Origin of the sequence: Marinitoga sp. 1154 (assembly GCF_013363285.1) — a bacterium.
Taxonomy (GTDB): domain Bacteria; phylum Thermotogota; class Thermotogae; order Petrotogales; family Petrotogaceae; genus Marinitoga.
Genome location: NZ_LBFB01000004.1, coordinates 58862 through 78859 on the forward strand (window position 1 = coordinate 58862; position 19998 = coordinate 78859).

Genomic DNA, 19998 nt, shown 5'->3' on the forward strand with positions numbered 1-19998 from the left:
ACTGTTAGAATATCTATTTTTTCTTAAATACCCCCAAAAAGGCAGGAATTTTATTTCTCCAATTTTCTGATCTGTAATTTAAAATTTTTCCATTATAATAAAATATCGAAGAACTTCCTCCATCTAACATCATTGCCTGTTTAATATTCCCTATTTTTTCCAGTAACAACTGCGCTTCATCATAATTAATTCCAGGATTTGATTCCATATATCCATCTACTACTATAAATAATACCATATTATTATTATCAATTGCAACTATTGTTCTGGGTGTTTTTCGGTTAATAATACTTGATGAGTAGGCCAGTTTCTCTTCTTTTAACGCTTCTTGCATTAAATCATCTGTTACTATTAAAGGGCCTCCTTCTACCATTTCTTTTATAGATATTTTCTGATTAATGTCAATATTGAAAACAACTTCATCACCTTCAGATAAATCTGGTATATATTTGGAATATTTCCTATCAATTAGTAATAATCGTTGATCATTTATAGGTTTTTCTTTTCCAACCTTAACTATATAACTATTTTCTATTAATAAGAATATGTAATCATCTTCACTTTCTTTAATTCTTCCTTTATATTCACTTGTGTATAGCTTCACATCACCTTTCCATGCTGTATTTATTGCTTTTATCCAGAAAGGTACGTCCTTTACATATATTTTATATTCCATAACTACATCTTTTATATAAGGATTGTTATATCTATCAATTATAAAACACGGTCTTAAATAAGAAGAAATATGCTGAATCTTTCCATCTGTAATTATTTTTCCTATTGGTTCCAATGTTGAAACATCAAAATAACCACCATTTATTGCTAATAGTGGGTTTACATTATTTAGAAATGTTTCTGCATCTTCAGGTGATCCCAAATTATTGAATAAAACCTTTATTTCAAGTTCCTTTGGATTAATTCTTGCAATATGAACTGGTATAATTCTTCCATTTATATCTATCATTTTATTTTCAACTTTTAATAATTCTGTATCAAGTTTTATTTTTTCATTTTCAACATTATCATTTTTTATATTTTTATTCTGTTTCTTTATTTCATTCAACTTTTTTTCCAGATTCGACTCCAGAGACGTTGATGGATTACTGATTTCGTTTTTTATTTCTTTTCCAGAATCTGTAGTTGTAGTTTCAGAATTATTGTTTTTTTCAGATTTCTTCTGTATTTTTGTTTTATCCAGATTGAGGATAATGTTTCTTTTTGAAATTAAAATATTATAACTTTCAAAATCTTTGATTATATATTTTACAATACTATCTGAAATAATTTTAAAGTCTATATCATTAGGAACAGGATATTCATTCACCGCTGGAAAAACGATGAACCCATCTTTTTCACTTTTTATCATTTTTTCATTGATTAAATGACTTAACGTAAATATTATTTTATCAAATGAATATTCTATTTTTATTACTCTTGGGAGGCTTTTATACAGAAAAATATTATTTTCCCATCCAAATGATTTTAAATTTAAAAAATCTTTAACGGCATCTATCCAGACGTATAACTTTTCATCTTTCAAAATTACTGAAGATGAATATGACCTATTAATATTAAAATTAATCCTCGCACTTCCTTTTATTAAATCCAATTCTAATATATCGTTATTCTTAGGATTTGATAAATATATAATATTTTTAGACGGAAATTGCTGCAATTTAAAAAAATCAACAATTGCTTTTGTATTTATAAATATTTTATCTGATAATATTATATTTTCAAATTCTGTCGAATCTCTGGTAATGTCAATATAATATATATTAGAAAATATAGTAATAGAAAATACTATAATTAATATAAGAAAAATTTTCTTATACATTATTTACCTCCTATTATTTTTTCATAAATGAGTTTCATTTTTACTTCATCTGGAGGATTTTTTGATATTTCATATGATTCTTTTAATAATTGCATTGCTTCTTCAACATTACTTTTATCAGAAACATATAATTTAGCAATAATATCGCCTTTTTTCACTTTAGAACCTAATTTTTTTAATATTTTTATACCAACAGAAAAATCTATTTCATCTTCTTTTTTCTTTCTTCCTGCACCCAATACCATGGACGCAATTCCAACTTTTTCTGTATCTATATGTGAAATAAACCCGTCTTTTTCTGCTTTAAATTCTATTACTTTATCTGATATTGGCAGTATATTCTCTGGTTCATCAACAACCCTATCATCTCCACCTTGAGCTTTTATCCATTTTTTCATAATCTCTAATGCTTTACCATTATCTATATTTTCCTTTAATATCTTTCTGGCTTCTTCATATGAATATAATCCTGATAAATCTAGCATATTTGCACCTAATTCAATACATAATTCTGTAAAATCTTCAGGACCTTTTCCTTTTAATGTTTCAATAGCTTCGAGCACTTCCAAAGAATTACCAATATTATCCCCTAATGGTTGATCCATATTGGTTACCAATGCTACTATTTTTCTATTATTTAGTTCTGCTATTTCAACCATAGATTTTGCCAATTCTATGGCATCTTCTACATTTTTCATAAAAGCACCGCTTCCAGTTTTTACATCCAATACTATTCCATCTGAACCAACAGCTAATTTTTTACTCATAATGCTTGCTGAAATCAAAGATATTTCATCTACTGTTGCTGTTACATCTCTTAATGCATATATTTTTTTATCAGCCGGAGCAATATTACCAGTTTGACCTGCTACAACCATTCCAACTTCATTTGCAATTTTGAAAAATTCGTCTTTTGAGATTGCTGTTTTAAATCCTGGAATTGATTCTAATTTATCAATTGTTCCACCAGTATGCCCCAAACCTCTTCCAGATAATTTTGATACCTTTAATCCTGCAGATGCAACCAACGGACCTACTGAAAGTGTCGTTTTATCTCCAACTCCTCCTGTAGAATGTTTATCTATTTTTATTCCTTTTATTCCAGATAAATCTATTACATCTCCACTATCCCTCATAACCATTGTAAGATAATATCTCTCTTCTTTTGTCATTCCTTTAAAATATATTGCCATTAACCATGCTGAAATCTGATAATCTGGTATTTGACCATTCACATATCCATTTATCATAAATTCTATTTCTTCTTTTGTATTAACTTCACCATTTCTTTTTTTATGAATTATATCTACTGGCCTCATTTTCATTTCCTCCTTTAAAAATTATTTTTACAAGTGTTCCTTGGTTTTCTTCACTATCAACTTCTATATAAGCTCTATGTTTTTCCAAAATTTGTTTCACAATATACAAACCCAATCCCGTTCCTGGAACCTGTCTTGTTCGTGATTTATCAACCCTATAAAATAAATTAAATATTTTATTTCTCTCTCTTTCTGGGATACCGATACCTGTATCTTCTATTTCCAATATCACTTCATCATTTTCACGATATAACCTTATATATACTTCTTTTTTTTCTGAATCTTTTATATGTGTGAATTTTATTGCATTATCTAAAACATTATATATTGCCTGCATCAATCTATCTTCATCACCTATGATTGTTAAATCGTCTTCTACTTCCAATAATATATTAATATCCATTTCTTTCGTTAGAGAGTTGAAAATCATATTCATCTTTTTTAATAAATTTGAGAGATTTACTTCTTTAAACTGATATTCATAATCTTTTCTTTCCAGTCGGCTAATATCCAGCAAATCATTTATAAGTCTTGTCAACCTTGAAGACTCATCTTCTATTATATTTAAAAATCTTAATGCTTGAGAAGACAATTTTTCATCGCTCATTAATAATGTTTCAGAATACCCATGAATTACTGTTAAAGGTGTCTTTAATTCATGTGACATTATGGTTAAAAATTCCCTTCTCATTAACTCTATTTCTTTTTCTTTTGTTATGTCTCTTAAAACAACAATTCTGTAATTCTGATTGTTTTCAGATTCTAAAAAAATCTTCTTTATTTCACAATGAAAAAAAGATTTTTTAGGGCTATAAACTATAATCTCATCACTTATATTTTTATCCTGCCTATAACTTTTTAATATTATATCAATTAAATTATGATCTTCCAAAATTTCAGATAATGTTTTTCCTAAAAAATCTTCTGTAACAAACAAATTTTGAGCACTTTTATTGGCATAATCCAGTATAAGGGTATCTGATATCTCCGAATAAAACACAAGCATAATTGCTTCTGAAATATTGTTTAAAACAGAATAAATATTTTTTCTTTTCATTTTTTCAAACATCACTTTTTTATTTAAACTATTTATTTTTTCTTCTAATGAATGTATTAAATATTCTATTGCAGGATCATTAGCACTTATTGACAGAACTTTAGATACAGAAGATTTAAGTTTTTCATTTTCTTTTTTTATCACAATATAATTTGAGAAAAAAATATATATAATTATACTAAATAACAATAAAATTAATATATAAAACATTCTATCACCTATTTCAAAAAAGCGACAGATTATCTGTCGCTTTTATTTTTAGTAATCTAGTTTTTCTTTTCCAGGATCTCTAAATTTATAACCTTTTCCTCTAACTGTTATAATGTACTTTGGATTTGATGGATCCTCTTCGATTTTGGTTCTTAATCTTCTAATATGTACATCTACTGTTCTTGTATCTCCAAAGTAATCATATCCCCATAATTTATCGAGTAATACATCTCTGCTAAATACTTTACCTTCATTTTTTGCAAGGAAAGTTAATAATTCAAATTCCAAAGGAGTTAATTCTACTGGATTACCTCTGATTAAAACTTCATATCTCTCAGTATCTATCTCCAGATCCTTTGCTATAATCTTTTTTGGTCCTTCTTCTTTAATTTGCATTGCCTGCTGCTGTCTTCTAAATATGGACTTTATTCTGGCAATTAATTCTCTTACATTAAACGGTTTAGTTACATAATCATCACTTCCTAATTCTAAACCTGCAACTTTATCAGCTGGATCATCTTTAGCACTTAAAATTAATACTGGAGCACTTTTGAATTTTTCATTGCTCTTAACAGTTCTAATGAAATCAAATCCATCCATAGAACCTGGTAACATAATATCAACAATAAAGAAATCCACCTCTTTTTCTTCAATCATTTTAACCGCCTCATCTGCATCAGAAGCCAATACTACATCATAACCTTCTTTTGTTAGGTTAAAATTAAGCATTTCGGAAATAGCTGGATCATCTTCAATGATCATAATAACTTTTTTACCCATTTTTGTTCCTCCTTTCAAAATATACATTAAATTATTTTTGATGATTTCTCATTTGTTCTTCTCTTTAGAGCTATTCTATTTACTATAACCTTTTTAAATTCTGCTTCGGCAATCTTTTCCATTTCATCGTATACCTCGGCGAAAAATTTGATCTTATTTTCTTTTACATAAATTACTTTTATTTTCATAAAAACTTTAAATCCATACGGAGTTGGTGCTATATGATTTATCCTTGCCGAAGATACTACAGCCACATGATTTGGTATGTATGGTTCTAATAATTCAGTTGATGCTCTAAACAATTCCTCAAGTAACGCTGTAGTAGATAATAAATTAAAATTTTTATAATCTTCTTTTTCCGACCATAAAAAGCCTTCATCATTAACATTAAAAGAATAGTTGAATTCTTTTCCTTCAAGTTCTTTAACTTTCCCCCAGCTCACCTCCATCATTATCCGCCTCCTTAATTGAGGTATCTTCATTTTTTCCTAATAATTCATTTAGTTCGTCACCACTTAAAGTTTCTTTTTCAAGTAGTACTTTTGCTATTGAATGTAATTTATCAATATTTTCTTCTAATATTCCTTTGGCTTTTTCATATGATTCAATTATAATTCTCTTTATTTCATTATCAATTTCATTTGCGGTTTCTTCACTATAATTTTTCATTTTAGCTAATTCTTTACCAAGAAATACTTCTTCCTCTTCTGCACCCCATGCAACTGGTCCTAATCTTTCACTCATACCAAATTTTAGTATCATAATTTTTGCATATTCTGTAGCTTTTTGTAAATCATTTGCCGCTCCACTTGTTATTTGATTAAATACCAACTCTTCAGCTGCTCTTCCGCCTAAAATTCCAGTTATTCTATCAAGAATTTCATCTTTTGTCATAAGATATTTATCTTCCAGTGGCAATTGAAGTGTAAATCCCAAAGCTTGATGTCCTCTTGGAACTATTGTAACTTTATGTACTGGGTCTGCATTTGGTAATAAAGCTCCTACAATAGCATGTCCCAATTCATGATAAGCAATAATTTTTCTTGTTTTATCAGAAATAACCCTGCTTTTTCTTGCTGGTCCAGCAATTACTCTGTCTATAGCTTCTTCTAACTCATTCATATCTATAATAGTTTTTCCTTTTCTTGCAGTGAGCAAAGCTGCTTCATTTATTAAATTTTCAAGGTCTGCCCCTGAAAAACCTGGAGTCCTTCTTGCTAATACTTCAATATCAATATTTGGAGATATAGGTTTCCCACGCATATGTATTTTTAAGATTTGTTCTCGACCTTTCACATCAGGCATATCCAGAATAACTTTCTTGTCAAATCTACCAGGCCTGAGCAATGCTTTATCTAAAATATCCGGTCTATTTGTTGCTGCCATTATAATTATTCCAACACGAGGATCAAAACCATCCATTTCAACAAGCAGCTGGTTTAAGGTTTGTTCTCTTTCGTCATGTCCTCCACCTAAACCTGCACCTCTTTGCCTTCCAACTGCATCAATTTCATCTATAAATATGATGGCAGGTGCATTTGCTTTAGCCTGTGCAAATAAATCCCTTACCCTTGCAGCACCAACACCTACAAATAATTCTACAAAATCAGAACCACTAATATAGAAAAACGGAACCTTTGCTTCACCAGCAACTGCTCTTGCAATTAAGGTTTTACCTGTTCCCGGAGGACCAACCAATAATATTCCTTTTGGCATTCTTGCACCCATTTTATTAAAAACCTGTGGATTTTTTAAAAACTTTACTATATCCTGTAATTCATCTTTTACTTCATCTACACCTGCTACATCACTAAATGTAATTCTTTCTTTTTCTGGATCATATTTTCTTGCGGGACTTTTTGTGAAATTCATTCCTTGCGGTCCTCGACCGGTTAACGGCCTCAACATTATCATCCATAAAAAAATCAATATAATAAATGGAATCACATAACTTAAAATTCCATATAGCCATCCAGACGTAACATCCTGTTTGAAATCTACTTCTATATTTTTTTCTATTAACTTATTAACAAGGTCTGAATCCCTTAATACAACAGGTGCAAACAATTCATATGTTTGTCCATCAATAGTTTTTATGTTTATATTACCTGTATCTTTTACTAAAACTTTTGATACTCTACCTCTTTCTATTAAATCGATAAACTGCGTATAACTAATAGTCAAACTTGTTGTATCTACTGTCATTCCTCTAATTATAAAAAATATAATAGAGCCTATCACAAAATATACGGCAATAATTCCTATTAGTCTCTTTTTGTTATTAGAATCATTATTTTTATTTTCCGCCAAGAGCGACTACCTCCTTTGATATATAAAGCATATTTCTTATTTTTTCTATAGTTAAATTGTTAATTTTCCTTTTGCCTCTAGATTTCATAGATAAAATTTTATTTACTTCTTCTTTTGATGGTGGAAAAACTCCTAATTCTAAAAATACCATTCTTAAAATTTCTTTGTCAAAAAAATCTTTTTTTAAACTCATTTTATAAATATTCTTATTATCAATGTTCTTTTCAACAGCAACCCGCTCTGTATAAACCTTATCTAGATAATCTCGGTACTCCCAGGTTATTTCAGCAAATCTGAAAATTGCATCTTCATATTTTTCATTTATTTTTTGAAATTCCGGTAGTATGTTATGTCGAATCTTATTTCTTGAATATTTTGTATCAAAATTCGATTCATCTATAATATATTTAACATTGTTAATTGTAACATATTTTTCCAGATTTTCAAAATTTAAACTTAATATCGGTCTTGTAACATTTTTGTATACTGGCAATACACCTCCTATACCAAAAATACCTGTACCTTTAATCAATCTATACACTATAGTTTCTGACAAATCCTTTGAATAATGAGCAATAGCTATTTTGTTATACATTTTTGACTCTAATATTTCATTGAAAAATTCATATCTCAATTTCCTTGCTGCCTCTTCAATTCCAATTTTATTATCTTTCGCATAGTTTCCTACATCCATTTTTTTAGAATAAAATGGCAGACTTCTTTTTCTACATTCTCTTTTTACAAATAATTCTTCGTCATCAGCATTTTTTCTCAAAGAATGATTAAAGTGGGCAACTCCGAGAGAAATATTTAAATTATCCTTTAATTTAAATAATATGTCCATCATCACCATTGAATCCCTACCGCCAGATACACCGAGTAAAACTCTATCTCCACTTTCATACATATTATATTTCTTTATAAACTTTAACACTTCATATTCTATTTTCATTTTTTACATCTCCTATTCTCTTCTAAGTAATTATAACATATTTTTTTTAATTTATAATACGATGTCCAAAAAGTAAAGTCGCTCAAACCTTGATTGTTAATCCTCAAAAATACTCTTATATAATAATATAAAAAAACAGAGCTCTAAAGAGCTCAAATGTGCACTAATATTTTTCATTTTTTCTAATATTTCTGGAGCCGGTGAAGGGACTCGAACCCCCAACCTACTCATTACGAATGAGCCGCTCTACCGTTGAGCTACACCGGCAATTAATACCAGAGAATATTATATATTTTAATTTTAAAATTGTCAAGGGGTTTTTTTTAAAATATTATGATATAATTTAATATACTATACTCAAAATAAAGAAATATATATTATGAATTTTAAAGCAAAATAGCAAATCAAAAAGATTTTTATAGAGGAGGAATTTTTTATGCCATTTGAAAAATATAAGATTTTTGATTCTACAAATTTATCAAAAGGTTTATTAAACATTTTTTCTTTTGATTATATGGAAAATAAAGACAATGCAGAAATTATAATATCAAATAAAAAAGAAAAAATTGAAAAACCTTATATTTTATTGGATAATGAACAATTAAGTTTAATTGAAAATGGTAAAATCATTTCAATATTCGATTTTTCAATTGAAAATTTTCAAATTTTATTATTAAAATTACTATCAAAGATTTTTAAAGAAGAACCGTTTAATCTTTTGTATCTATTAGAAGAAAAAAGGAGAGAAATCGGTGAATTTATTAAAAATTTAATAGTTCTATTTGAAGTTGAAGATAAGAAAAGTAGTATGAGTCATACTCAAAGAGTTGCATTTTATTCTAAAAAATTTGCTGAATATTTGGGTAAAACAAAAGAAGATATCAATCTTATTTATGATTTAGCCATGCTTCATGATGTTGGAAGAATAGGAATAGAACAATTAATGCTTTTTTCAAAAACACGTGTGTTTGATCTTGAAGAATGGGATCTCGAGCATACTGTTGCTGGTTCTGTATTTCTGGCAAATAGAAGAGAATTATGGTATGCCATGGATGTTGTTAGATCACATCACGAACACTGGGATGGAACAGGTTATCCTGATCATTTAAAAGGAGAAGAAATTCCATATTTTGCAAGATTTATAGGCGTTATTGACTGGTTTGATTGGGCTACACATACCGCTACTTCCGAACATTTTGGTATATTATCACCAGATGAAGCTATTGATTATATAATTTTTAATTTAGGAAAAAAATTTGATCCCATTCTTGGAAAGGATTTTGCTAACTTCTTAAAGGACTTTTTATCAAAAGAAAAATTTATATAATCGACTATATATAAAAGACCGCATAGCGGTCTTTTATATATTATATGTAGTATTTTATAGTGTTAAAATCACTGTCTTTTTCAGTTGCTATAATTTCTCCATATAATGGGCCTGCTGATATTTTATTAATTTTTATTTTAACAAATTTTCCAATCATATTTTCATCACTTTTAAATATCACCACTTTATTATTTATTGTCCTTCCCAGGTATGCTCCTGATTTTATTTTATTTTCCTGAATCACCATTACTGTTTTATTTAAATATTTCTCATTTTCTTCATGATTTATTTGTTTCTGTATATTCATAAGGTATTGAAATCTCTTATTTTTAATTCTTTTAGGTATATCATCTTTGTAATATTTTGCTGATATTGTACCTTCACGCGGTGAATATTCTGCAATATTCAATCTTTCATATCTAACTTTTTTTATCAAATCCACTGTTTCCATAAAATCGGATTCTGTTTCACCGGGAAATCCTACAATAATATCTCCTGATATTGTTACATTTGGAACTCTACTTTTTATATCTTTTATTAATTCCAGATAAAATTCTTTTGTATATCTTCTATTCATCTTTTTTAGAATATTATCACTACCAGCTTGAACGGGTAAATGAAAATTTTTAGCTGCTTTTTCATTATTTGCTACCTCATTTATTAATCTATCTGTTATATCTGTAGGGTATGACGTTAGAAACCATATTCTTTTTATCGAATCAAATTTTGAAGCCTCTTTAATTAATATATCTAACTTCGGTTTTCCGTCTCCAAAATCTTTACCATAAGAATCAACATTTTGTCCTAAAAATGTAATTTCTCTATAATTTTTATCATTATAATATTCTACTTCTTTTATAATATCTTCTATAGGTCTGCTCTTTTCAAGATGCCTTGTATATGGAACTATACAGTATGTACAGTATTTATTGCACCCATATATAATATTTATCCAACCATGATGCTTACTATATGGATGTTTTGGCAAATCTGCTGTTATCTCTTCAAATTTATCACTAAAATCTGCAAATCTTTTTCCATTTTTTGCATTTAAATATAATTCCTTTATTTCCATATAATTTCTTGTTCCAAAAACAAAATCCACACCATGGAATCTTTTTAAAATTTCTGACCTCTCTTTTTCTGCAACACATCCACCTACACCAATAATAATATTTTTATTTTTTCTCTTTAATTTTTCATAGTGACCAATAGCTCCATAAAGCTTATGTTCGGCCTTTTCTCTAACAGCACAACTATTTAATATTATAAAATCTGCTTCTTGTGGATTTTCTGTCCATTCGAAGCCTTCTTTTTCTAAAATACCTGTCATAATTTCTGATTCATTCACATTCATCTGACATCCGAATGTTTTTATGTAAAATTTCACTTTTACACCTCCAAATAAACTTATGTTTTATTTTTTAAACTATTAATAAATCCCGGATTACTCCGGGATTTATTAATAATGAATTATTATTCTTCTTCTTCAACTACTTCACCATATTTTTCTTCAGCTTCTACTTTAGCTTTTGTTACTTCTTCAACTGCATCTATTACTTCTTCCTCTTCTATTTCTGGTGTTTCGTCATTTCCCATTAGACCTTCTCTACCTTCTATATAAGCATCTGCGATTTTAGATGTTATTAATTTTATAGCTCTAATTGCATCATCGTTACCCGGTATTACAATATCGATTGGATCAGGATCACAGTTTGTATCCACCAAAGCTATAACGGGAAGCCCTAACATATTTGCTTCTGCAACAGCTATTTGTTCTTTTCTTGGATCAATTAAGAATAATAAATCAGGAATTTTTTTCATTCCTCTTAAACCACCAAGGTTTTTATCAAGTTTTTCATATACTTTCTTGATTTTACTCTGCTCTTTTTTAGGTAGATTTTCAAATTCTTCTGAGTTTACAAATTCATCTAATTCCTCTAACTTTTTAATTCTCTTTTTTATTGTTGGGAAATTTGTTAATAATCCACCCAACCATCTGTTATTTACATAATAAGCTCCAGCTCTTTTTGCTTCTTCAGCAATAATTTGTTGAGCCTGTTTTTTTGTTCCAACAAATAAAATTACTTTCCCTTCTGCTGATTGTTCTCTGACAAATTCATATGCTTCTTCTACAGCTTTTAATGATTTTTGTAAATCAATAATGTAAATACCCTTTCTTTCTGTAAAAATATACGGTTTCATCTTTGGATTCCATCTTCTTGTTCTGTGTCCAAAATGTACTCCTGCTTCTAACAATTGTTTCATACTAATAACCGACATGCCAACACCTCCATATTTTGGTTTTTACCTCCACCGCATTACGTTTCCGACCCTAACGGGCACCGAGGAAACTACATAACGGTGTGTGAGGTCAATTGATTTTTATTCTTTCTACTTCGCTCCATAAATTTTCTAAATCATAAAACTCTCTTGCGTTTTCCGTAAAAATATGAACAATTATGCTTCCACCATCAACTATAAGCCATTCATAACCTTTATCTTTATCATAATACAATAATTCATGTTTTCTCTCTTTAAATTTCTCTACTACAGCATCTCTTAACGCGTTTAAATGTGTTTCAGAATTTCCTGTCACTATAACAAAATAATCAACAAGCAAAGGAGAATTTTTCATATTTAAAACTTTTATATTTATTCCATCTTTTTCATCTAATATTTTAACTATTTCTTTAGTAATTTCAAATATTTCCTCCTCTGATTTTATATCCACTAATTTTCACCTCCATTACTCTACTGTAACACTTTTCGCCAAATTTCTGGGTTTATCAGGATCTAACTTTCTTAATACCGCAACATTATAAGCAAATAATTGGATAACAGGAGCCATAACCAGAGGATATAATGCTTCATGTGTTTTTGGGACCAATATATATTCATCTGTTAAATGCTTAATCTCATCGTTTCCTTCTGTACTAATAGCTATTATATTGGCATTCCTTGCTTTTGATTCCATTAAATTTGATTTCATCTTTTCATAAAGTGAATCCTTTGGAATTATTGCAAATACTGGGAACTGTTCATCTAACAATGCTATAGGACCATGCTTTAATTCTCCTGCCTGATAGCCAGCAGCATGTATATAGCTTATTTCTTTCAATTTCAAAGCTCCCTCTAAAGCTGTAGGATATCCAAATCCTCTACCAATATACATCATATGCTGATAATTCGAATATTCTCTGGCTAATTCCTTTATTTTCTCATTTAATTTTAATACCTTTTTATATATTTCTGGCATCTCTTCTATGCCTTTTAATATTGATTCTATTTCATTATTCAATCCCTCAGTTAATTCTATTATTTTAGCTCCCAAAGCGTACAATATAGCTATTTGTGCTGTGTATGTTTTAGTAGCTGCTACTCCAATTTCAGGACCTGTATTCATATATATAGCACCATGAGATTCTCTTGGTATTGTCGATCCAAAAACATTACTTATTGTTATTACTTTTGCTCCTTTTTCTTTAGCTATTCTTATACCTTCCAATGTATCTATTGTTTCACCTGACTGAGATATTGCCAATACCAACGTGTTTTGATCTACATGAGGATTCATATATCTGAATTCAGAAGCTACTTCTATATCTACACTTATTCTGGAATATTTATTCATAAAATATTTAAATGCCATCCCCGCATGATAACTTGTACCACATGCAACTATAAATATTTTCTGTAAATCTTTTTTTATAAATTCCTTAAGATTATTTATCTCTGAGATTATAGGTTTTCCATTCTTTATTCTTCCAGTTATCGCTGATTTTAATGCTTCTGGCTGCTCATTCATTTCTTTTAGCATAAAATGCTCGTATCCACTTTTTTCTGCTGCCTGCTCATCCCAATCTATATGTGTTGGACTCTTTTCTATTTTTTCGCCATCTATATTATAAAATTCAATTTTTCCAGCTTCCAATAAAGCTATTTCATTATCATTCATAAAATATACATCTTTAGTATATTTTATCAATGGAGTTATATCAGAGGCTAATAATGCATAATCTTCATTATATGCTACAACGAGAGGACTTCCCTTTCTTACAGATACAATTTTTTTCTCATCTGTATGAATTACTCCTATCGCATAAGCACCATCTAATCTTTTTATAGCTGATAATACCGATTTAAACAAGTCTCCATTATAATACTCCTCTATTAGATGAGCAATCACTTCTGTATCTGTTTCGGATTTAAACCTATGCCCTTTTTCTATTAATTCTTTTCTTAATTCCTGAAAATTTTCAATTATCCCGTTATGAACCAATGCTATTTTTCCAGTACAATCGGTATGAGGGTGTGCATTCAAATCTGTAACTCCACCATGTGTCGCCCAACGTGTATGAGCTATACCAATGTGAATATTCGCATTTATTCTATCATTGAGTTCATCCTTTAAATTCGAAATTTTTCCTGTTGCTTTTATTAATTCTATATGTTCATTTTTTGAGAAAGCAATCCCCGCTGAATCATACCCCCTATATTCTAATTTTTGCAATCCAGAAATAATATCCTTTACCTTAACATCCTTTTTCCCAACCAATCCCACAATTCCACACATTGTTTTTACCTCCTATAATATATCTTTAATCTTATCTATTATTTTATCTTTAACAGCTTTATTTGCTACAGAAAGCGCATTAGCAATAGCCTCAGAATCTGAAGAGCCATGAGCTTTAACTAAAATACCGTTTATTCCCAAAAAAAATGTTCCCCCATATTGTCTATAATCAAGGCTTTTTTTTAATCCTTTTAAAGAACTTTTCATTAACATTGCTCCTATTTTGGTGAATATTCCTCCATTTGAAACCTCTCTTTTCAATTCCGATAGGATATAATAAGCAGTTCCTTCAATTGTTTTTAATATATTATTGCCTGTAAACCCATCCGTTACTATAACATCCACATTTTCATCAAATATATTTCTTCCTTCAATAAATCCTACATAATTTATCTTATCATCTTTTTTCAAAAACTCTGCAGCATCTTTTACTATTTTTGTCCCCTTGGTTTCTTCAGTACCTATATTCAATATATGAACTTTAGGATTTTTCTTACCCAAAAATTTAGCAAAAGCTATTCCCTCTTTTGCAAGAGATATGTAATGTGCCGGTTTAAGCTCTGCATTAGCTCCGCCATCCACAAGAACTCTCGGACCATTTTTACCAGGCAATGGTATAACCAGAGCAGGTCTATCAATTCCTTCAATACGACCTGTGACAAACGTCCCCGCTGCAAGCAATGCACCGGTATTTCCTGCACTTACAAAAGCATCCAATTGCCCTTTTTTCATCATTTCATTTCCTATATAAATAGAACTGTTTTTTAATTTTAATACCTCTGTGGGTTTTGTATGATTATCGACTGAATTTTCAGCTTTTATAAATTTTATTTTATTATGCAAATTTTCTGGAATCTTATTTCTAAGATTTTCTTCTCCCCCAATTAAATGCACTTCATCTATTAAATTATTTTTTAAAGCAAAAATCGCGCCCTCTAAATTAGACATGGGCGCGTTATCTCCACCAAATAAATCTAAGCCTATCCTGGCCTTTTCTGGCATTCTTATTCTCCTATTTCCAATATCTGTTTTCCATTATAATATCCACAGTTTAAACATACTCTATGGGGGAGTTTTGGTTCACCACAATTTGGACATTTTGAAACATTTACTTTAATTGCTCTGTATAAGTTTGCTGCTCTTCTTCTATGTGTTCTTGCTCTTGAAGTTTTTTGCTTTGGTACAGCCATTTATAATCCCTCCTAAAAGTTATTATTTTTCTTCTTTAAATAAGTCCAATAATTTTTCAAATCTTGGATCTATATATTCTTCGTCATGTTTATGATCTGGATTTTCATTTAAGTCTACTCCACAAACAGAACATAATCCTTTACAATCAACCTTACATAATGGTTTTTCTGGAATCTCCATTAATATTGACTCGATAATTCTATCTGTTATATCTATTTTTTCTTCAGAGAAAAAAATGATATTATCCAGCGTTTCCAGCCTTTCACTTTTTATATATAAACTCTCCATAGATTTAGAAATATAAAAAGCTTCTATTTCACCTTTAATTTGTTGCTCAAATTCTTTTAAACATCTGGAACATTGTAATTTGACTTTTGTCATTGCGCTACCTTTTAATAAGAAACCTTCTGAATTCTTTTCAATATTAAAATTCACATTTATTGGTGAAGTTATATCAACTATTCCTTCGGGTGTATCAATTTTTTTCCAATTTAATTCAAAAATAAAATTTTCTTTTTCTTCTATTTTATCAAGATCATATATTAATTTTTGATCTCTTAAATTATCATTCAACATAAAAAACACCTCGCGCTTTATTTTACGACAATATCTTTTAATATATAACAAGAGTATGTTAATTTTCTGTTATTTTTTCAAAAAAGATTTCATTCATCCGATAACTTCTTTAATGCTTCTTTAAAATCATGTGGAATAGGCGCTATAAATTCCATCCATTTATCTGTTCTTGGATGAAATATTCCCAGTTTCAATGCATGAAGCATTTGTCTATTTATGCCATATTTTAAATCTACACTTCCATATACTTCATCACCAAGCAATGGATGTCCAATATGTTTAAAATGTACCCTAATTTGATGTGTCCTTCCGGTTTTCAAATTTATCCAGGCAAGCGATGCATCTTTGAATTCCTTTATTACCTTATATATTGTAATAGATTCTTTTCCTCCTGGAACAACAGCCATTTTTATACGAATTTGTGGATGTCTTGCAATTGGGGCATTTATTTCTCCATATTTTTGTTTTAGAATCCCTTTTACCAAAGCTATGTATGTTTTTTTGGTTTTTCTATCTTTAAATTGAGAACTTAAAGATTGCTGAGCCAGGTCATTCTTGGCTACAATTATTACTCCAGATGTATTTTTATCCAATCTATGTACGATTCCTGGGCGAACTTCTCCACCAATTCCCTTCAAATCTTTACAATGATATAGTAATGCATTTACCAATGTTCCGCTTACTTTATTAAAAACAGGATGAACTATCATATCTGGAGGTTTATTAATAACTATAATATCTTTATCTTCATATATTACATTTAGCGGTATTTTTTCTGGTATTACTTCTATTATAGGAGGTTTATCCGGCACTTCAATTGATACAATCTCTCCAGATTTTATTTTATAAGCAGGCTTTTTTAATTCACCATTTACTATTATTTGCCCTTGTTTTATCGCTTTTTGAACATAATTTCTCGATATCCAGTCTGGAACCTTTTCAACTACAAATTTATCCAATCTCCAGCCATTTTCTCTATTCGTTACTAAAAAGTTTTCTTCCACGAATTCTTACTCCTTCGCCAATAATATATAGCTAATAAAATTCCTCCGATTGTTACAAAAGAATCTGCAACATTAAAAACAGAAAAATATTTAACACTAAACATATCTACAACATATCCAATTCTAACTCTATCATAAATATTTCCCAATGCTCCTCCTATGATAAAAGTAATTGAAATATCAAATAGCATAGATTTATTTTTCTCCAGATGTTTTTTTCTATAAATATAAATGAAAGTCACGACAAAAGTTGCTAATATTCCATGTAAAAAAGCATAACCCCGAAATATTCCAAAAGCTATACCCGTATTGGTTACATAAGATAAAGTTAAAAAATCTCCTATAATATGAATTGTCTTTCCTTTTAAAAAATCCTGTGCTAATCTTTTAGAAATCTGGTCTATTATCAATATAATTGGAATTAACCAGTCCAAATCAATCACTCACTTTTTGATAGAAAAATGGCTCTATTACTTCCAAACCTAAGGATTTATAATTAAATATTCTTTCTGTGGAACCAACAAATAATACTCCACCTTTTCTTAAAGAATTAGCAAAATTTTTATATAATTTATTTTTTGCATCCATATCAAAATAAATAACCACATTCCTGCAGGAAATAATATCCATATCTTTCTCAAAATTATCCATTAAAAGATTATGCTGTTTAAATATTACTCTATTTTTTATTAAAGGTAAAACTTCGTATGTATTATTATCCAGTTTTTTAAAATACTTTTTTCTTATATCTTCAGGGATATTTACCATGGATCTATCTGAATATATACCTCTTTTTGCCTTTTGAATAACAAATTTATCAAGATCTGTAGCTAAAACTTTTATATTTTTAGGAGCTTTTAATTCTTCAAGTATTATTGCATGTGTATATGGTTCTTCACCCGTTGAACAACCTGCACTCCATATTTTAGTTTTTGTTCCTCTTTCTTTCAATATCTTTGGAAGAATATTTTTTTTCAGATAATTCCATTTTTCTGGATTTCTAAAAAATTCTGTAACGTTAATCGTTAATTTATCAAGAAATTCATCCCATAATTTTGGATTGTTTTTCAAATCTTCAAAATACTTTTTATAACTATTATATGTATATTTTCTCATTAACATATCTATTCTTCTTCTTACTCTATGTTGCTTATAACCTCTCAAATCAAGCTGAAAGTGACTTGCAATATTGTCCAATAACCACACATACTCCTTATCATCATATGGTGATGAGTACAAACTTTTCTCGTTCATTAAAATTCCTCCTAAAATTTTAGATTAAATTTTATCCCTATTGTTTTGTTCGAATTTATTATAACATATATATTATCCCTTATTATTGGTATATTAAATTCAAAATAATTTTCTCTTTTTCTAAAAATATTACTTCTAACTATATTTTTATTACTTTTAAATTCAAAATAAATATTTATATTTTTATCTAATATTACAAAATACACTTTTTTCTTTGATATTGTTATTATACTATTAAATATAGACAGGAATGTGCCATAATCATATTCTTTATTTAACGTATCAACAAAAAAACCTATTTTTATCTTATCCCCATAATAATAACCCATCGCTGTTTGGGAAAAATCATATATATTTATCCAGTAAAAATATTTATTCGATTCCTTTTTTAAAGTTATTCCAGCCATACCATTTGAAACTACATAAGATACAGGAAAATCAAAATATGCTTTTTCAAAAGATATTATAAACGAATCATTTGACCATGTGAAATAATATGGATCATAAAAAAAATTATTTTTATATTTATAATTTATACTAAATCCCGGTTGATAAAATCTTAAATAATTTAATATTTCTTCTAAACTAGAAACATTTATAGAATTAGTACTCAATGGAGTTAAATTTACAAAAAACGAAATATTTGCAACATATAAATTCGTTGCCTCAAAATCAAAATTATAATCTATTTTTATATCTCCATTATTCATATAAGATATATATATATTATTTGAAAAAATAATAGTACTTAAAAATATCCATAATATTAATAAGTTTTTTTTCATCAACTCACCTTTAAAAACAAGGGGCATATATAGCCCCTATTAATTAAATATTTTGTGCTAATCTTTCCATTTCTGCATCATCAATTTCAAAATTCGCAAATACTTCTTGAATATCATCACTGTCTTCCAATGCATCGAGTAATTTTAATAATTTTTCCGCATCTGATCCTGCAACTTTAACTGTTGTTTTTGGAATATATGTCAAATTCGATTTCACAGAATATCCCATATCTTTTAAAGCATCTCTAACCTGAACCATATCATCTGGAGAAGCTATAACCTGAATATTTTCATCTTCTATAACGTCTTCTGCACCAGCATCCAATGCTGCCATCATAAATTCATCCAGATCTGCCACTTCTTCTTTAGGAACTACAATCATAGCTTTTCTTTCAAAATTCCAGGCAACAGCACCACTTTCAGCTAAACTCCCACCATGTTTCGAAAGAATATGTCTTACCTCCTGAGCTGCTCTATTTTTATTATCTGTTAATGCTCTCATTATAATAGCAACACCTGCTGGTCCATAACCTTCATACATTATTTCAACATATGAATCAGCATCTGTACCTCCTGCACCTTTTTTTATAGCAGCTTCAATTTTATCTTTTGGCATATTAGCTTCCTTTGCCTTTTCTATAGCTGTTCTTAATCTTGGATTTGATTCTGGATCTGCACCACCTTCTTTAGCAGCAACCGTTAATTCTCTGATTAACTTTGTAAATATTTTTGACCTTTTGGCATCTTGAGCTGCTTTCCTATGTTTTATATTTGCCCACTTGTTATGACCTGACATAATAAAATACCTCCTTTAAAAATC

The 19998-nt window shown here is 28.9% G+C and carries 20 protein-coding genes and 1 tRNA gene; 1 reads left to right on the forward strand and 20 read right to left on the reverse strand.

The window, feature by feature from the left end; all coding sequences use genetic code 11:
* Nucleotides 1-13: 13 nt before the first annotated feature.
* The 8 genes from XO12_RS03000 to XO12_RS03035 all read right to left on the reverse strand — a co-directional run bounded on the left by XO12_RS03000 (nucleotide 14) and on the right by XO12_RS03035 (nucleotide 8732).
* A complete protein-coding gene (locus XO12_RS03000; protein WP_047265720.1) occupies nucleotides 14-1837 on the reverse strand; it encodes a phosphodiester glycosidase family protein in 1824 nt (607 codons plus the stop codon).
* Entirely contained in the window at nucleotides 1837-3156 is a 1320-nt protein-coding gene (locus XO12_RS03005) for a pyrimidine-nucleoside phosphorylase (protein WP_047265721.1), read from the reverse strand. Before XO12_RS03005 ends, XO12_RS03000 begins: the two co-directional genes overlap by 1 nt.
* Complete coding sequence (locus XO12_RS03010) at nucleotides 3131-4423, reverse strand: ATP-binding protein (protein ID WP_047265722.1); 1293 nt, start codon at nucleotides 4421-4423, stop codon at nucleotides 3131-3133. Before XO12_RS03010 ends, XO12_RS03005 begins: the two co-directional genes overlap by 26 nt.
* Before the next feature lie 48 nt (nucleotides 4424-4471).
* Nucleotides 4472-5203, reverse strand: coding sequence for a response regulator transcription factor (locus XO12_RS03015; protein ID WP_047265723.1), 732 nt, complete (start codon nucleotides 5201-5203; stop codon nucleotides 4472-4474).
* Between the two features lie 26 nt (nucleotides 5204-5229).
* Entirely contained in the window at nucleotides 5230-5652 is a 423-nt protein-coding gene (locus XO12_RS03020; protein ID WP_156166140.1) for a thioesterase family protein, read from the reverse strand.
* Nucleotides 5627-7513, reverse strand: a complete 1887-nt coding sequence (gene ftsH, locus XO12_RS03025) for an ATP-dependent zinc metalloprotease FtsH (RefSeq protein WP_047265725.1) — start codon at nucleotides 7511-7513, stop codon at nucleotides 5627-5629. Before ftsH ends, XO12_RS03020 begins: the two co-directional genes overlap by 26 nt.
* Nucleotides 7500-8465 carry a tRNA lysidine(34) synthetase TilS gene (gene tilS / locus XO12_RS03030; RefSeq protein WP_047265726.1) on the reverse strand — a complete coding sequence of 322 codons (966 nt, stop codon included), beginning with the start codon at nucleotides 8463-8465 and terminating at the stop codon, nucleotides 7500-7502. Before tilS ends, ftsH begins: the two co-directional genes overlap by 14 nt.
* A gap of 192 nt (nucleotides 8466-8657) precedes the next feature.
* A tRNA-Thr gene (locus XO12_RS03035) sits at nucleotides 8658-8732 on the reverse strand.
* A 169-nt stretch (nucleotides 8733-8901) separates the two neighbouring features.
* On the opposite strand from XO12_RS03035, the gene XO12_RS03040 reads away from it, so the two are divergent.
* Nucleotides 8902-9792, forward strand: a complete 891-nt coding sequence (locus tag XO12_RS03040) for an HD-GYP domain-containing protein (RefSeq protein ID WP_052913180.1) — start codon at nucleotides 8902-8904, stop codon at nucleotides 9790-9792.
* Nucleotides 9793-9832: 40 nt separating this feature from the next.
* On the opposite strand, the gene miaB is transcribed toward XO12_RS03040, so the two are convergent.
* The 12 genes from miaB to XO12_RS03100 form a co-directional block, all read right to left on the reverse strand.
* Complete coding sequence (miaB, locus tag XO12_RS03045) at nucleotides 9833-11182, reverse strand: tRNA (N6-isopentenyl adenosine(37)-C2)-methylthiotransferase MiaB (protein WP_047265727.1); 1350 nt, start codon at nucleotides 11180-11182, stop codon at nucleotides 9833-9835.
* Nucleotides 11183-11268: 86 nt separating this feature from the next.
* On the reverse strand, nucleotides 11269-12075 hold the full coding sequence (rpsB, locus tag XO12_RS03050) for a 30S ribosomal protein S2 (RefSeq protein WP_047265728.1): 807 nt from the start codon (nucleotides 12073-12075) through the stop codon (nucleotides 11269-11271).
* Nucleotides 12076-12166: 91 nt separating this feature from the next.
* Nucleotides 12167-12526: a ribosome silencing factor gene (gene rsfS / locus XO12_RS03055; RefSeq protein ID WP_084822639.1), complete on the reverse strand. Its 360-nt coding sequence runs from the start codon at nucleotides 12524-12526 to the stop codon at nucleotides 12167-12169.
* Nucleotides 12527-12541: 15 nt separating this feature from the next.
* Nucleotides 12542-14368 (reverse strand): glutamine--fructose-6-phosphate transaminase (isomerizing), encoded by a 1827-nt coding sequence (glmS, locus tag XO12_RS03060; RefSeq protein WP_047265729.1) that lies wholly within the window; start codon nucleotides 14366-14368, stop codon nucleotides 12542-12544.
* 12 nt (nucleotides 14369-14380) lie between these two features.
* On the reverse strand, nucleotides 14381-15370 hold the full coding sequence (gene plsX / locus XO12_RS03065; RefSeq protein ID WP_047265730.1) for a phosphate acyltransferase PlsX: 990 nt from the start codon (nucleotides 15368-15370) through the stop codon (nucleotides 14381-14383).
* 2 nt (nucleotides 15371-15372) lie between these two features.
* Nucleotides 15373-15558 (reverse strand): 50S ribosomal protein L32, encoded by a 186-nt coding sequence (gene rpmF, locus XO12_RS03070; protein WP_047265731.1) that lies wholly within the window; start codon nucleotides 15556-15558, stop codon nucleotides 15373-15375.
* Nucleotides 15559-15580: 22 nt separating this feature from the next.
* Nucleotides 15581-16135 (reverse strand): DUF177 domain-containing protein, encoded by a 555-nt coding sequence (locus XO12_RS03075; protein WP_047265732.1) that lies wholly within the window; start codon nucleotides 16133-16135, stop codon nucleotides 15581-15583.
* Nucleotides 16136-16224: 89 nt separating this feature from the next.
* A complete protein-coding gene (locus XO12_RS03080; protein ID WP_047265733.1) occupies nucleotides 16225-17139 on the reverse strand; it encodes an RluA family pseudouridine synthase in 915 nt (304 codons plus the stop codon).
* A complete protein-coding gene (gene lspA, locus XO12_RS03085) occupies nucleotides 17121-17573 on the reverse strand; it encodes a signal peptidase II (RefSeq protein WP_047265734.1) in 453 nt (150 codons plus the stop codon). Before lspA ends, XO12_RS03080 begins: the two co-directional genes overlap by 19 nt.
* Nucleotide 17574: 1 nt before the next feature.
* Nucleotides 17575-18393 carry a protein-glutamate O-methyltransferase CheR gene (locus XO12_RS03090; protein ID WP_047265735.1) on the reverse strand — a complete coding sequence of 273 codons (819 nt, stop codon included), beginning with the start codon at nucleotides 18391-18393 and terminating at the stop codon, nucleotides 17575-17577.
* A gap of 11 nt (nucleotides 18394-18404) precedes the next feature.
* Nucleotides 18405-19178, reverse strand: coding sequence for a hypothetical protein (locus XO12_RS03095; protein ID WP_156166141.1), 774 nt, complete (start codon nucleotides 19176-19178; stop codon nucleotides 18405-18407).
* A 43-nt stretch (nucleotides 19179-19221) separates the two neighbouring features.
* Entirely contained in the window at nucleotides 19222-19974 is a 753-nt protein-coding gene (locus XO12_RS03100; protein WP_047265737.1) for a YebC/PmpR family DNA-binding transcriptional regulator, read from the reverse strand.
* Nucleotides 19975-19998: the final 24 nt, after the last annotated feature.